11 protein-coding genes are annotated in these 14,850 nt (G+C 66.2%); 6 read left to right on the top strand and 5 right to left on the bottom strand.

All coding sequences use genetic code 11. The features are described 5' to 3' along the window. Positions 1–1,006: 1,006 nt before the first annotated feature. Positions 1,007–1,759: a bestrophin-like domain gene (locus ACWGCN_RS15930; RefSeq protein WP_378989638.1), complete on the bottom strand. Its 753-nt coding sequence runs from the start codon at positions 1,757–1,759 to the stop codon at positions 1,007–1,009. A gap of 638 nt (positions 1,760–2,397) precedes the next feature. Between ACWGCN_RS15930 and ACWGCN_RS15925 the strand changes: the two genes are divergently transcribed. Beyond that, positions 2,398–3,354, top strand: coding sequence for a helix-turn-helix domain-containing protein (locus ACWGCN_RS15925; protein WP_378989637.1), 957 nt, complete (start codon positions 2,398–2,400; stop codon positions 3,352–3,354). A gap of 77 nt (positions 3,355–3,431) precedes the next feature. Here ACWGCN_RS15925 and ACWGCN_RS15920 read toward each other — a convergent pair whose 3' ends face one another. Continuing rightward, a complete protein-coding gene (locus ACWGCN_RS15920; RefSeq protein WP_387446825.1) occupies positions 3,432–4,568 on the bottom strand; it encodes an acyl-CoA dehydrogenase family protein in 1,137 nt (378 codons plus the stop codon). Positions 4,569–5,177: 609 nt separating this feature from the next. Continuing rightward, positions 5,178–5,849, bottom strand: a complete 672-nt coding sequence (locus tag ACWGCN_RS15915; protein WP_452459411.1) for a TetR/AcrR family transcriptional regulator — start codon at positions 5,847–5,849, stop codon at positions 5,178–5,180. Positions 5,850–5,971: 122 nt separating this feature from the next. Here ACWGCN_RS15915 and ACWGCN_RS15910 point away from each other — a divergent pair, with 122 nt between their 5' ends. The 4 genes from ACWGCN_RS15910 (at position 5,972) to ACWGCN_RS15895 (ending at position 10,775) form a co-directional block, all read left to right on the top strand. Then, positions 5,972–6,583 carry a malonic semialdehyde reductase gene (locus ACWGCN_RS15910; RefSeq protein WP_378989633.1) on the top strand — a complete coding sequence of 204 codons (612 nt, stop codon included), beginning with the start codon at positions 5,972–5,974 and terminating at the stop codon, positions 6,581–6,583. A gap of 69 nt (positions 6,584–6,652) precedes the next feature. Beyond that, positions 6,653–9,418 (top strand): AMP-binding protein, encoded by a 2,766-nt coding sequence (locus ACWGCN_RS15905; RefSeq protein WP_452459412.1) that lies wholly within the window; start codon positions 6,653–6,655, stop codon positions 9,416–9,418. Positions 9,419–9,429: 11 nt separating this feature from the next. Continuing rightward, positions 9,430–10,365, top strand: a complete 936-nt coding sequence (locus tag ACWGCN_RS15900; protein WP_452459413.1) for an NAD-dependent epimerase/dehydratase family protein — start codon at positions 9,430–9,432, stop codon at positions 10,363–10,365. Next, on the top strand, positions 10,362–10,775 hold the full coding sequence (locus tag ACWGCN_RS15895) for a nuclear transport factor 2 family protein (RefSeq protein WP_378660098.1): 414 nt from the start codon (positions 10,362–10,364) through the stop codon (positions 10,773–10,775). Before ACWGCN_RS15900 ends, ACWGCN_RS15895 begins: the two co-directional genes overlap by 4 nt. Before the next feature lie 48 nt (positions 10,776–10,823). Here ACWGCN_RS15895 and ACWGCN_RS15890 read toward each other — a convergent pair whose 3' ends face one another. Continuing rightward, positions 10,824–11,858, bottom strand: a complete 1,035-nt coding sequence (locus tag ACWGCN_RS15890) for an alpha/beta hydrolase family protein (RefSeq protein ID WP_387446818.1) — start codon at positions 11,856–11,858, stop codon at positions 10,824–10,826. Between the two features lie 440 nt (positions 11,859–12,298). On the opposite strand from ACWGCN_RS15890, the gene ACWGCN_RS15885 reads away from it, so the two are divergent. Further along, the gene (locus ACWGCN_RS15885; protein ID WP_378989627.1) at positions 12,299–12,754 is read left to right on the top strand and encodes an NUDIX hydrolase; all 456 of its coding nucleotides are present in this window, start codon (positions 12,299–12,301) and stop codon (positions 12,752–12,754) included. A 127-nt stretch (positions 12,755–12,881) separates the two neighbouring features. Here the strand turns inward: ACWGCN_RS15885 and ACWGCN_RS15880 are convergent, their stop codons facing one another. Next, the gene (locus tag ACWGCN_RS15880; protein WP_452459414.1) at positions 12,882–14,786 is read right to left on the bottom strand and encodes an alkyl/aryl-sulfatase; all 1,905 of its coding nucleotides are present in this window, start codon (positions 14,784–14,786) and stop codon (positions 12,882–12,884) included. Positions 14,787–14,850: the final 64 nt, after the last annotated feature.

The raw sequence follows: 14,850 nt of genomic DNA, 5'->3' as shown, positions 1-14,850 counted from the left end.
ATGACGCGAAATCCGTTGTGCGCGAAGTGAATTCGTAGCTCCTTCACGATTCTCGCGCGGGCCCGTAGCCAGGTTCGATCGGCCCTCGTGGCATTGCCACGAGGACGCTGCATGTCTACTTCAGTGACTCATGAGCGCCTCATCGCCGCCCTCCCCGCACCCGCGCTTCCGATGACCAGCAGCAGGGCGGTGAGCGCCCAGCGTCGCTGTTCGACCGCCACCGGCTGGGCAACCACCGCCTCCGGCTCCTTCTCGGGCGGCGAGACAAACCTCACCGGCGTGGGGACCGGGACGGGTGGACTCGGCGGCGGTTCCACGGGTGACGGAATCGGGGCCGGCGGGGGGCTGACCGACACGCTCGGCGGTGGCGGAGGAGGTTCCGGTGGAGGTGACGGTTCAGGGACAGGCGACACAGTCGGCTGCGGGGCCGGGACCGAGGGAGGTGGCGATGGTACAGGCAGCGGCTTCGGCGGCGCGGGAGCAGGTAAGGGGAACGGCGGAGGTGCCGGAGCAGGCAACGGGAGCGGACGCGGGGCCTGCGGAACCGGCGCTTCCCGTCCATCGAACGGGCGGGCCGGAGCGGGCCATTCCAGACCACCGCGAGGCGGTACCGGCACCTGAACAGTCGGCCGCTCGAACGAAGGAACGGCCGGCTTCTCGAACGGCCTTCTCGGCGTGGTCGTCTCCGGTAGATCGGGCCGGTCGCCCTGACCGGGGAGCCCGGGTTCCACGAACGGCCGCCGGGTGACCTCCGGTTCCTCGTACCGCGGCACCGACCGAGGAAGCTGGCCGGTCGTCGCGAGAGGCGGCGGTACGCGTAGCGTCTCCGCGGGTTCCGGTGGGGCGGTGGTCAACGTCCCGATTCGCGGCATGTTTCGCGGTACGACGACGCTCGGTGGCTCGATCGACGGTGATACCGGACCTGGAACCGCACCGACCGATCCGGGCGCGAACAGGCCCACCCCCGCCAGTGCGGCAGCCCAGATCCCTCTCCGCACAGTCTTTTTCACCTCAGTTGCACCAGCACGGCATCGAAGGCCGTCGGTGCGACAGCCGCCGCTCTGCCATAGGGGTTCTGTAGCTCGAAGATGGTGAAGATCATGAACGTCACCACCGCCGCGAAGCTGGCCACCACCACGATGTGAATGCGCGCGCTGGTGCCCGAGAACAGCAGTGACAAACCCACCGACAGAATCGCGCCGAGTGCCAGCGCCAGCCACATCATCGGCGACAGCGCGCTGCCCGCGGCCTCGATCCTGGCTTGCCTTGCCTCGTAGACCTCCCACAGCCGATCGGCTGCCGCGATCTGACGCGAACGTTGCCATTCGTCGGTGGCGGGACTGGCCGCAATGCTGGTGCGCACCGCCGACAACTGGTTCCAAGCCCTGTCATCGACACTCCCACCGGAGCTCATGGCTGGCCATTCGACCTCGATCACCTGGCCGGTATAGGAGTGAACAGCCCTGGTGACGGTGCTGCGGGCCGGCTCGGACAACGCGTCGCCCGCCCACTGCAAGGCGAGCAGCCGGTCTGCCTCGTCCGATGCCGCCTTCGCCGCACCGGCGTTGGTGTCGAGCACGCCGATGAGCAGGAACGACGCGAGCACCACCTGCAGTCCGCCGACGAGCGTGAACACCTGCCCCACCGACTCGTTGGTGGCCTCTCCGTCGCGCCCCTTGCCGCGCCTGCGCAGCAGGTAGGCGGCGGTTCCGGCCAGTCCTGCGGCGACGATCACCCACAGCAGTGCTTCCCACAGCATGTCTCAGTAGTCCTTTGTCGTCGAGGTGAGCGAGGAATGCGCGCGAGCAGGGAGGACACGATGAGGAATCCTGCGACCGTTGAACGCGGAATAGCAAGGGAGCCAACGGTGTCGAGGTTAGGCCGCAGGCAGGAGTGCCGCAATAACCAGGCAAACCATCGACGAGCGCCCCCGATGGCTACCGGATGACCGAAATCGGCAGGCGGGAACCGCCTTCGAGGCAGTCGAGAGCACGGCCCGCGCAACCCGTCCTGGCACGACATCCCGGCGAACCTGGCACGGAATGCGAGTGTCGTCCACGAGGTGACACCGAGATCCGATAGACCGTACTATGTCAGCGAATTACGCTGTTATCCTTGGTTTTTCGAGAGCAACTCCCATTGTCGACAGGTGCAGGCAACCGGTGACGGATCCGCGTCCTACCCGTTTCCGGCGACCGCGCACCCCCAGCGCGGAGGTGGAATATGCACAGCGAGGCGGACGCGCACAGGATCGAGACCGGAGGGCGAACCGAGCGCGGCGAGCAGCACTCCGACCGAACGGAGGCCTTTCCGAGGGTCCCAGCGCCAGAGAAGTCCGTTTTGTTCGAATTGGGGCAATCGGCGAGCGAATTGATTCGACCGGCAACTGTGTGCCCCTTGGAGCGACCGGGCCCCGCCGCCGACCAGGGTGTGGCCCTCCGCGGGACGCCCGATTTGCAGCGGGTGGCGTTCGGCTGCCGCCTGCGCGCCCGGGAGGATTTCGCTGCCACGCTGTGGACCTCGAGCACCGGGTCGGTGCTGGTCGCCCGGCTGCGATCCTCGGACATCACCGCCGAGCGCGGCGCCGGCGTCGGCGACGACCACTACAGCCAATACCTGCAACTGGGTTTGGTGCTGGCCGGGCGGGCCACGCTCGAGCAACGAGGCCACCGATCGACCGCGGTGGCCGGTGAGGCTTTCGCGGTGTGCCTCGACAGCCCGTTCCGGTCGACCCTCGCGCGCTGCGAGGCTCCGGCCACCGATGTGCTGTACCTCTACCTACCGGTCGATTCGCTGACCGCGTGGGGACTGGACGCGGCCGCGGCAGGCGGCTGGTCCTGGCCGCTGTCGCGCGCGGCGGTGTCGGCCTTGATGTTCGGCCGTGATATCGCCTGTGGTGCAACAAGTCCCGACCATCTGCGAATTGTGGCTCGCATCGACGAGATCTTGTTCCGGGCGGCGATAGTCGCGCTGCTCGAACGCGATCTCACGGATGCGACGAGGGAGCTGACAACCGAGGATGTGCTGCGTCGCCGCGCGGCCGACTTCATCGACCGGAATTTCGCGGACCCGGCGGTGAATCCCGATGCGGTCGCGGTCCGGCTGCACGTGAGCAGGCGGACCCTGTTCCGGGCGTTCGAACTCCAGGGCCTGTCCGTGGGGCGGCTCATCCGCACCCGCAGGCTGGCTGCCGCGGCGAGCGCGCTCAGCGATGACACCCGTGGCCTGCGCGACATTGCCGACAGCTGCGGTTTCCGCACGGTCGATCAACTCTCCCGAGCATTCCGCGCCAAGTACGGGGTCACCCCGGCCGCCTACCGCGCCGCACGGCGCAAGGACGCCATGGCCGGATAGTGACTCCGGTAGCTCCACGTCCGACGACGGCCGTGGCACCTGAAGTATTGGAAGACAACCGATCTCGACCGAGGTGATCAAGAGCTCGGCGGCGGCACATCGGCGCCGAGCACCTCCCGGCCGATCTCACCGGCCAGCACCTCGGTCGAGTACGCCATGAGCTGCCCCGCCTCGGCGTCGCGCAGGTGCCGCTGAATGGGCGACTGACGCAGATACCCCGATGCTCCACCCACGCGCACACCCAACTGGGCGACGTCCACTGCCACCTTGTTCGCGAGATACTTCGCCCGCGACAGGGTGGAGAAGAAGGCGGGGCTCGCGCTGTCGGCCTCGCGCAGACCCTGGTCGTAGAGGGCGTGGGCGGCGGCGAGGCGTACCTGTACGTCGGCGACCTCGTGCTGCACCCACTGTTGCTCGGCCAGCGGATTGCCCAGGATCATCCGCGACCGGGCGTGCGCGACCAACGCGGCGAGCGCCGCGTCGGCGATGCCGAGGGAGATGGCGGGCAACCCGGCCGGGATCACCGCGAAATCACCCGGTCCCGGTGCACGACCACGGTATTCGGCGCGCAACACGGTGTTGTCGAAGGCCAGCAGTTGACTGCGGGTCGCGCGCAAACCGAGGGTGTCCCAGATCGGGATGATCGATACGGACTCGTCCGGTATCACCCCGAAGAACGTCGGTGCCCCCGAAACCAGCGCGTTCACGAGCAGGTAGTCCGCGATCTCACTACCGGAGACGAACCGTTTCGCGCCGGTGAGCGACCAGCCGCCCACCACGGGTTCGGCCACCTGCTGTGGTTGCAGAAACCGGTTCCCGCTGCCCGGCTCGGACAACGCGTTGGCGAACCGTTTACCCGCGAGGAACTCCTCGGCGAAGAACGACCCCGCCGAATCCCCGGTCAACTCGGCCAACGCGACGCCCGCACCAGCGTGCATCACCCAGATCGTCGCGATGGACGGATCGGCCTTCGCCAGAATCCGCACCACTGTCCCGAACGACTGATAGCTCGATCCGAGCCCACCCAGCCGCCGAGGCAGCACCGCCCGATCAACCCCGGCATCGTGCAGTGCGGTCAGCTCGGCGACCGGAATCTCGGCCCGCTCGTCATAGCCGGCCGCGTCGGCGGCAAACCCCACCGCCAGTTCGGCCACCCGATCCAGGATCTCCTGTTCGCCCACCCCTCGCGACGACCCGACCTGCGCGCTGCTCACGAATTACCCTCCGCTCACAAGGAATTCGATCGCCGCGATACCTGCGGAGATCATCCGACCAGAATACGCAGCGCGCCGGGCTGGAAGAAGCCGCCGAAGGCATGTCCACGACCGTCCTCAACACCTCCGGTCGGCGCGAAGTGCCACGACGATGGGATTCTTGTCCAGTGTCGGATCAGAACGTGTCGGTGGACCGGAGTCCCATGGGAAAATGGTCACAACAATAGACGATCCGATAGCTCAGCTGCTCGGGCAAACGGCGATGGTCGCTGTCATGCTGTCTCTCTGATCGGATGGATTCCCTCCGACCTCCCCATGATCAGCGATCGCGCAGTAATCACTGACGCCCTCGGCGTTCGCAAGGCGGTGCGGCTCGCCTCGACCGGTTGACCGGTCGAGGCGAGCCTTCCCCGTGCACCCACGCGCCGCCGCCACGTCGCGGGGGCAGGATCCATCCTAGGCGCTGTAGCCTCTCGCACAGCGATGCCGCGCCCATTCCCGATCGCTCCGGGGATCGAATCCCCTGCGCACCTCAATGGCAAGTGACACAAGCCCTTTGCCTACATTCCGCACAACCGGGACCGCGATCTCGACAAAAGTCACGGTCCATCAGTCGGGATCCGCGGCCGGGCGGTAGGCGCGGACGACGAGGTGGGCGGCCTCGGTGCAGATCGTTGCGGCGTCGTCGGCACGCAGTGGGATCGTGCCGTACATCGAGGCGTGCAGACCCTGTTGGACGAGCAGTGAGACGAACTGCCGAGCGGCGGTCGACGAATCGTCGACATCGAGCTCACCTCGTTCACTGCGGCGACGCAGCAGGTCGGCGATCTGCGTGACGAGCTGTTTCGGTTCGCCGTCCGCGCAGGCAGGGCGCAGGGACGGGATGCGGGCGACCTCGCTGATGACCAGGCGGCGCAGCGCGGAGGCGCGCTCGTCGAGCAGGACGCGCAGGACGAGGTGGCCGATCTCGACGAGAGCGGTGGTGGCATCGAGATCGTCGGCCTGATCCGCGCCGGTGATGTCTGTGCCGAAGTTCGCGGCGACACGGCTGCGTTCGTCGTCCACGGCGGCCAGGAACAGGGTCTGTTTGTCGCCGAAGTGGTTGTAGGCGGTTTGTTTCGCCACGCCGGCTCGTTCGGCGATCACGTCGAGGGTCGCCCGCTCGTAGCCGTCTCGCAGGAACGTATCGATCGCGGCATCGAGGATGGCTCGACGTTTACCCGGGTCGCCGCCGGGTGGGCGGCCACCGGATCCACTCGAGCGTATGGCCGATGTCGACATGTCCGTCTGCGCCTTTCGTGGTGAGTGACCCGCGTCACCAACAGTACGGGTGGACGAGTCAGTCTATCTACTATTTACTGGACTGGACCGACTAGTCTAATCAACTCACCCTGGAGGGTTTCATGGCGGCGACGGTATCGACCGAGCAGCTGGCACTGGACGCGGAAGCGCAGGACTTGTTGTTCCGCACCGCCCGCACGGCCAACACCTTCACCGACGAGCCGGTGACCGACGAACAGTTCCGCGCCATCTACGAACTCGTGAAATTCGGGCCGACCTCCATGAACCAGCAACCCCTTCGCGGCGTCCTCGTGCGCTCCTACCAGGCGAGGTCGCGCTTGGTCGAGGCCATGACAGATCGCAACAAGGACAAGACCGCGCAGGCGCCACTGGCAGTCGTGCTCGGGGCCGACCTCGATTTCCACGACGAGCTGCCCAAACTGGTTCCCTTCATGGAGAACCCGCAGAACGTCTTCGCCGACCCGGCGGTGCGCGAGAAGTCGGCCACGTTCAACGCGGCGTTGCAGCTGGCGTACCTGATCATCGGAATCCGGGCCGCGGGTCTCGCGGCAGGCCCGATGGTCGGATTCGACGCCGACGCCATCGCCCGGGAGTTTTTCCCCGACGGCAGGCACGCACCGCTGTGCGTCATCAACATCGGCAAGCCAGGCCCGGACGCCTGGATGGGCCGCCTTCCCCGGCTGGAGTACGACGAGGTCTTCGGCACTGCCTGAACATCGCGGTTCGCCGCACGTCTGATCAGTGGTTAGGTGAAAATGACTGCTACATCGATTCTTTCGACGGTGCCTGTACCGCATGCGGTACGCGACGCCGAGTCGGTACCACAAATTCTCCTGCACGCCGCGCGCCATCATCCGACCAGCGGCACGACCTATTTGCAACGCACTGCCGACGCACCCGCGGTTCGGGTCCATCGTTCCCATCCACAACTGCTCGACGACGCCTTGCGGCTGACCGGCGCGCTGCGCGACCAAGGGCTGCGACCACAGTCGAAAGTCGTTCTCCTGCTCGATGATCACGAAGACTTCGTCACCGTGCTGTGGGCTTGTTTCCTCGGCGGGTTCGTCCCGTGTCCCATGGTCGCCCAGCCCGCCGACCCGACGCGCTGGGCGAGCGCACTGCGCCATGTCGGCGAACTGCTCGAAGGCCCACTGGTGGTGACATCGCTCGCGATGCGCGACACCATGCCCGCCGTGTCAGGACTGGCGCCGGTGACGGTGGAATCCCTGCGGACGGGCGAACACCCACCGTTCGTGCACCACGCGAGCAGCGATGATCTCGCGCTGCTGGTCCTCACCTCCGGATCCACCGGAAACGCCAAAGCGGTGTCACTCACCCATGCCAACCTGCTCAGCTCCATGGCTGGCAAGTCGGCGGTGCAGCACCTCACCCCGGCCGATACCACCTTCAACTGGATCTCGTTCGATCACGTCGCGGCGCTGCTGGAAACACATCTGCTTCCGCTGTATTCCGGAGCGCAGCAGATCCATGCTCCGAGCGAGATCGTCGCCGACGACCCGATGCAGTTCCTGCGGATCATCTCCCGCCACCGGGTGACCATGACCTTCACACCGAATTTCCTACTGGGCCAGTTGAATGCGCTGTTCGAACCAGATAGCGACAGCGACCTACTCGATCTGACATGCCTGCGCCACATCGTGAGCGGTGGCGAAGCCAATGTGGTCGCGACAGGACAGACGTTCTTGCAGACCTTCGCCGCCTGCGGCCTGCACGACGCCGCGTTGTGGCCCGCGTTCGGGATGACCGAGACCTGCGCGGGCAGCATCTACAATCGCGATTTCCCGAGTGCCGACACCGGGCAGGAGTTCGCCGCTGTCGGGCATTCGGTGCCCCGATTGCAGCTGCGGGTCGCCGACGACGAAGACCTGTCACTACCCGACGGTGCGACCGGCGAGGTGCAACTGCTCGGACCGATGGTCACTCACGGCTATTTCAACAACGCGGACGCCACCCACGAGGCTTTCACCGCCGACGGCTGGTTCCGCACGGGCGATCTCGGGCGGCTGGCCGACGGCAGGCTGACGCTCGTCGGGCGCAGCAAGGACAGCATCATCGTCAACGGCGTCAACTATTTCAGCCACGAGATCGAAACGGCGATCGAGGAACTCGACGGCATCTCCCCCGGCTATGTCGCCGCGTTCCCGACGCGGCGCCCCGGCAGTGACACCGAACAGCTCGTGATCGCCATCCACGCCGAGACCGGGGCCGACGAAGCCGGTCTGCATCGCCTGCTGACCGCGGTGCGTTCCACGGTCGTGCTGCTGTGCGGGTTCCGGCCCGGATTCATCCTGCCGCTGGACAAGGCGGACTTTCCCAAGACGAGTCTGGGTAAGACCTTGCGGCCACGCATGCGCCAACGGCTCGAATCGGGTGGCTACGACCAGGTCATCGCCGACACCGCGGCTGTCACAACCCGTCAGCTCGGCGGATATTCGGCACCGGAGGGCAACACCGAGTCGATCCTGACCGGTGTCTACGCGGAGCTGTTCGATCTTCCGGTCACCGAAATCAGCGTCACGGCAAGCTTTTTCGATCTGGGTGGCACCTCGCTCGACATCCTTCGATTGCAGCAGCAGATCGCGCGACGCTTCGAGGTGGCGACCCTGCCGATCATCGCCATCCTGACCGCCCCGTCGGTGCGGGAGCTGGCCGCCATCGTCGACGGCGGCGGCGACGGACCGCGCCGATACGATCCGATCGTGGCGTTGCAGACCAGTGGCGACAAGACGCCGCTGTTCTGTGTCCACCCCGGCGTCGGCGAAGTCCTGGTCTTCGTCAACCTGGCGAAGTACTTCGTCGGCGATCGGCCGTTCTACGCGCTGCGCGCCCGCGGATTCAACAGCGGTGAGGAGCCGTTCCACACCTTCGACGAGATGGTCGATGTCTATCTCGATGCCATCCGCCGACGGCAACCGCACGGACCGTATGCCCTCGCCGGTTACTCCTTCGGTGCCGCGGTGGCTTTCGAGATCGCCAAGCGACTCGAGGCCGAGGGTGAGCGGGTCGATTTCCTCGGCAGCTTCAACCTGCCACCGCATATCAAGTACCGGATGGACGAGCTGGACTTCACCGAGACCGCGGCGAATCTGGCGATGTTCCTCGACCTGATCAGCAAGCGGCAGGCCGCCGAATTGCCCGCCGAGCTGCGCGCACTGCCCAAGAGCCGGCAGCTCGCACGCCTGATCGAGCTCGCCCCACCCGAACGGATCGCCGAACTCGATCTGGACCTGACGAAGTTCACGGCATGGGCCGAGCTCGCCGACGGTCTCACCGGCCTGGGCCGCACGTATTCGCCCAGTGGTGCCGTGCGCTCGATGAGCGTGTTCTGCGCGGTTCCCCTGCGCGGCACCAAACAAGACTGGATCGACAACGAACTCAGCCGGTGGGACGAGTTCACCACTGAACCCAACCGCTACATCGACGTCCCCGGCGAGCACTACACGCTGATGGGGCCACGGCACGTCACCGCGTTCCAGTCCGTTCTGCGCAAGGAACTCGACCGGGCACTCGCCGACGCCGACCGATAGGGAGAAACACGTTGCACGGCAAGAAGATTCTGATCACCGGCGGGACCGGGCAGGTCGCCAGACCTGTCGCCGAGGCGCTCGCCGCAGACAACGAGGTCTGGTGTCTCGGCCGCTTCGGGACACCGGGTGTCGAAGCCGAACTGCGCGAGGTCGGTGTGATCACGCGTCAGTGGGACATGAACGACACCACCGCCGCGGGCTACGAACAGCTGCCCACCGATTTCACCCACGTACTGCACTCCGCGGTCCATCGCGGTGACGGCAGCGATTTCGAGGACGCGCTCGGCATCAACGCCACCGCCTGTGCGCGGCTCATGACACATTGCCGCACCGCCGAGTCGTTCCTGTTCGTCTCGACCGGCGCGCTCTACAAACGGCAGACCCTCGAACACGCCTATCGCGAATCCGACCCGATCGACGGCGTCGCCGACTGGCTGCCCACCTACCCGGTCGGCAAGATCGCCGCCGAAGGTACCGTGCGGGCGATGGCCAACGTGCTCGAACTCCCGACCACGATCGCCCGGCTCAACATCGCCTACGGTCCCGGCGGATACGGCGGTGTGCCGATGCTGTATTTCCAGCGGATGCTGGCCGGGGAACCGATTCCGGTTCCGCTGGAGGGGCAGAACTGGTGTTCGCTGCTCTACACCGACGACCTCGTCGCCCATGTTCCCGAGCTGTGGAACGCGGCGTCGGTGCCGGCCAGGCTCGTCAACTGGGGTGGTGACGAATCGGTGGGTATCACCGACTGTGTGCGATACCTCGAAGAGCTCAGCGGTATCGAGGCGAAACTCGTCCCCGCCGAGGTCACCCGTGAGACCTACCAGTTCGATCCCGAACTGCGCCGGTCCCTCACCGGCCCGTGCACGGTCGACTGGCGCGACGGTATTCGTCGCACGCTCGCCGCGCACCACCCGGCGCACGTGCGTCAGGTGACGCCGTCATGAGCCGCGCACAGGTGACGACGCCGAACATCGAGGCCATCCGCACGTCCTACGACGGTTTCGCCACGCGCGATGTCGGCAAGATCCTGTCCGTCATGCACGACGACGTGGAATGGGTCCACCCGGACGGCATGCACAAGTACGGCCTCGGCGGAACCAAGATCGGCCACGACGGAATCAAGCAGTTCCTCGCCCATGTTCCGTCGGTACTCGGCGGCATGGCGCTCGATCCGGTCGAGTTCATCGAACAGAACGACCGCGTCATCGTCATGGGCACCCGCCGGGTCACCGCCCGCAGCGGGACGATCACCACCCTGCCGTTCCTGCATTCCTGGACCATGCGCCACGGCAAAGCCACCCGGATGGAAGACATCTTCGACACCGTGGCCTTCCACGCCGCCATCGAAAGCTGACACCGACCGCGCCGTGGGCTGCCCACGGCGCGGTCACGGCACGTGTAGCTATCGAGGTCCAGCGACTTCGGGTTGATCCAAGTTGTCGATCGCCTCGACGACGCCGCCAGCGCTGCGGCCGAACACTGCGTCGAAGAATGTGCGTAGCGAGGTGCGCTGCAGGTCGATGGATCGTTGTGGGTCGATCCCACCGACCGCCTTCGCTGTTGTGGTGGCGGGCAGTAGTCCTGCGGCGGTGAGTTGGGGCAGGATCGTTTGCTGGTCGCTGAAGGACATGTGCTCGGTGTCCGCGACGCGCTGGGGAATCTTCACCCCGGAGTTGTTGGGCCAGTTCGGTTCCCAGCCTGCGTTTCCGTACCACGGCGAGGCGCCGCTGGCGAGCATCAGCACTGGCTGGGCTGTCCCGTCGGTAGCGACCGAGCCCAGAATCGGCCCGTCGAAGTTGACGCCGGCGCGAATCCTGGGTTCGTCGTGCAGCGACTGCACTGTGGTCGATCCGCCGAGCGAATGCCCGAACATTCCGACATTGGACAGGTCGAGTCGCTCGGTCAGCCCGACGGGCAACCTCGCTGCCGACTGCCGGTCGGTCGTCGCAGCGGCGAGTTCGTCGAGGACGAAACGAGCGTCGGCCACCCGAGTGGGGACCAGAAGATCTCGCAGGACTTCCTGGGGCGAATCGAGAGGAACGACCGTGTGCTCGACCCGGCCATCAGGGAAGTGGACGGCGAAGGCCTCATGAGTGTGGTTGATCGCGGCAACGACGTAGCCGTGGCTGGCGAGATCCTCGGCTTGCGCGGTGCTCCAGCCGGTGGCGTCACCCATGCCGGGAGAGTTCAGCAGGACCGGGAACGGCCCACCAGCTTCGCGAGCCGGTCGGTTCGGGTAGCTGTGGCTCGGCCCCAGGGACCATCGAGCTTCGGGCACCCCGAGGCCGGCGAGGTAGGCCTCCTGTGCTGAGCGGCCGCCGGGCGCCATCCACGCCGCCGCGACCGCGTCACCGGCGGGCTGCGCCGGGTACCAGATCTGTACGAGGAGTTCGCGCGTGGCACCGGTCCAGGGATCGGCGCGGCGAGAGTCGCTCACGTGGAGTTCGGTGACGCCGACTGTGTTCGGCCCGGTGGGCGCCGGCAGTGACACCACAACAGGTGCGCTCGGCGCCGCCGGTGGTGTGGCGCAGGATGGCACGACGGCAGTGGCGGCCGCTGTGCACAGCGCCACTGCGATGGTCGCGAGACCTCGGGAACCTTTGCCTGTCAATACAACCCCCCACCCCTGGATCCGGTATCGGTGCCCACCTTATTGGACACAGACCCCCATGTGGCTCCTCGAAGGTCCCTCGCCCGCTCGACTGTTCCCCGCATCGACCGGACAGCGGTCAATTGTCCAGTTTCGCTGCAGCAGTGGCCAACTCAAGCTACCCTCCGGTTCGCCTCCATCTGCGGCGTCCGGCAAGTACCGTAATAGTCGGCTGTGTTCGTCGAACCCGGCCGTTGGTATCGAGTGGGTGTAGGAGTGAAGAGTCGGTGAGTCCTACGGTATCTGAGTCGGAGTTCGAAGATCTGTCCCGCCGGGCCGCGATCGACGGCACCGCACCGAGAGTCGGCGCGATCATCGATCGTGGTGGGCAGATACTACTTCTCGAGCGCCACGACACCGGTCCGATCAAGGCACCCTTGAAGCTGCCCGGTGCGACGGTGATGCCGGGAGAATCCCTCGCAGCGGCGGTCGCCCGCGGCGTGCTCGAGGAAACTGGGCTGATGGTCACCGGCATCCGCCACCACGTCGGGGATTTCGACTACCTGTCCCCCGACGCACACCCGGTTCGCCGTCTGCATTTCGCCGTCGATGTCGCCGCGACACACCCGATCCACCTCACCGCGCACGCCCGCTACATCTGGGCACCACTCGATGGTGAGCTGCCGGTGACATCGTCGATCCGCGGCATCCTCGATACCTACCGCAACCTCGTCCTCGGATGAAATCCAGGTCTCGGCGTCACTGAACGAGGTCCGGGAATTCGTCGCCCCCGGTCCGGTGGTGCCGACTCGTCGACACCGACGGCAGCCGCTCGGGGTCGGTACCAGTTCGCGGACCTCTCACGGCGGATCAGGGGGTGACGATCGGGAAAGCCGGATCGAACTCGTCGAGGAGCGTGCCGAAGGTGCTGAGGACCGCCGGATCGCCCGTGATCGTGATCTTGCCGCTGTCGGCGAGGGGGACCGCAGTCTCCGGCTTCAACAGTGTCGAGACCAGGAACGGCTTCGGTCCGGACACTGCTACCTGTGGGTTGTCGGACTTGCCTCGGCGTGCGTTGAGCACGCCGCGGCGAACCCACATCGTCCATTGCTCACCGGCATCGGTGAAGTCCAGATCGAGGCGCAGGTCCACCTCGGCGGCACGTTCGCCGATGATGTGCACCGCGACGAAGTCGAACAGGATGTCGATGGGCATGGCCAAGATGGTGTCCTGGCTGGCGATCACATACGGCGGTGGCTGAGTACCCTCACGCAGTTCGAGTGCGGCCGAGAGGAAGATCCCGCGCCACTGCGGACCCTCTGCCTGATAGCCCATCTGCTCGTAGGCGTCGGCTTGCAGGTCTTTGGCTCGCTGGTTGTCGGGCTGGGCGAACACCAATTTGTGCAGGATCTCGGCCGCCCAGCGGTAGTCGGCCGTCGCGATCGCACGCTCGCCCTCGGCGAGAATGTTGTCGGCGCCGGCGAATTCGACGAACCGAGTTGCCGCGTCCACGGGCGTGTGGGGGTGCAGCGAGACCGGATCGCCGTCCCACATTCCGAGTTCCTTGGTGTACACCGCGCGCACATCGTGGTGCAGGGTGCCGTGGTAGCCGCGGTTGGCCCAGTTCCGGCCCAGCTCGTCGGGCAGTTCGATCACCTCGGCGGCCTCGAGCGGGGTGTAGCCCTTGTTGGCCAATCGCAGGGCCTGGTCGTGAATGAACTTGTAGGTGTCGCGCTGAGATTCCAGCAGGGTGGTGACGTTCTCGTTGCCCCAGACCGGCCAGGTGTGAGGGCCGTAGTGGACCTCGACGTCGTCACCCCACCGCTCCAAGGTCTCGTCGAGATAGCGGGCGAAGTTGCGGGCGTCGCGGGTGCGGGCGCCGCGCAGCGTCTGGATGTTGTGCAGGGCATGGTTGGCATTCTCGGCGCAGGTCAACGCCTTCAACTGCGGAATCCAGATGTGCATCTCCTCCGGCGCCTCGGTGTCGGGGGTGTAGAGGAATTCGAACTCGACGCCCGCGATCTCGCGCCGTTGCCCGGATTCGGTGATGAGGTCGGTGGGTGAGATGTAGGAGATCGACGGCCCGTTCGTCGACGCGATACCGATACCGCAGGTGACGAACCCACGTTCACCGGGCGGCAGCAGCGCGCCGAAAGCGTAGAAGCTTCTGCGCGCCATGGCATTACCGGCGACGACGTTCTCACCGATCGCGAACTTGTCGAACTGCAGACCCGGGGCGATGATCGGCACTTTGCCCGACGCCACATCCTCTGCCGAGACCACCCCCTTCACGCCGCCGTAGTGGTCGACATGGGTATGGGTGTAGATCACCGCCGCGACGGGTTTGTCGGCGACGTGTTCACGAATGAGGTCCATGCCCTGCCGCGCGGATTCGACACCGGCCATGCAGTCGATGACGATGATGCCGTCCTCGCCCTCGATCACCGTCAGGTTCGCGATGTCGTTGTCTCTGACCTGGTAGACACCCTTGGTCACCTCGAACAGCCCGCCCATGCTGATGAGCTGCGATTGCCGCCACAGGCTGGGGTTCACCGAGTCCGGAACCGGCGGGTCACCACGGAGGTAGTCGAACTCGGCGGGGTCGAAGACCACCTGGTCGGGATCGGCGTCGGAGTAGACGGTGCCGGGAAGTGGAGCGATGAGCCCCCGCTGCGCATCGGCGAAGTCGGCCCGGTTCTCCAGGTCGTAGAGCTGCGTCGCGGCGTGGTTGATATCCGTTGTCGCGGCGCTCGCGGGCTTCGGCTTCTCGCACATGCAGCGCTCCTGTCGGGGTCCGGGAACCGTCGGGATCGACGATCGTCCGGCACCGCCGAGATCG

Source organism: Nocardia sp. NPDC055050, from assembly GCF_053608345.1.
This window is presented reverse-complemented; position numbering and strand designations above follow the sequence as displayed.

Coding starts and splice junctions, on each gene's coding strand:
- ACWGCN_RS15915 (WP_452459411.1), bottom strand. CDS start 5,849: ATGTCGACATCGGCCATACGCTCGAGTGGATCCGGTGGCCGCCCACCC.
- ACWGCN_RS15930 (WP_378989638.1), bottom strand. CDS start 1,759: ATGCTGTGGGAAGCACTGCTGTGGGTGATCGTCGCCGCAGGACTGGCC.
- ACWGCN_RS15895 (WP_378660098.1), top strand. CDS start 10,362: ATGAGCCGCGCACAGGTGACGACGCCGAACATCGAGGCCATCCGCACG.
- ACWGCN_RS15910 (WP_378989633.1), top strand. CDS start 5,972: ATGGCGGCGACGGTATCGACCGAGCAGCTGGCACTGGACGCGGAAGCG.
- ACWGCN_RS15880 (WP_452459414.1), bottom strand. CDS start 14,786: ATGTGCGAGAAGCCGAAGCCCGCGAGCGCCGCGACAACGGATATCAAC.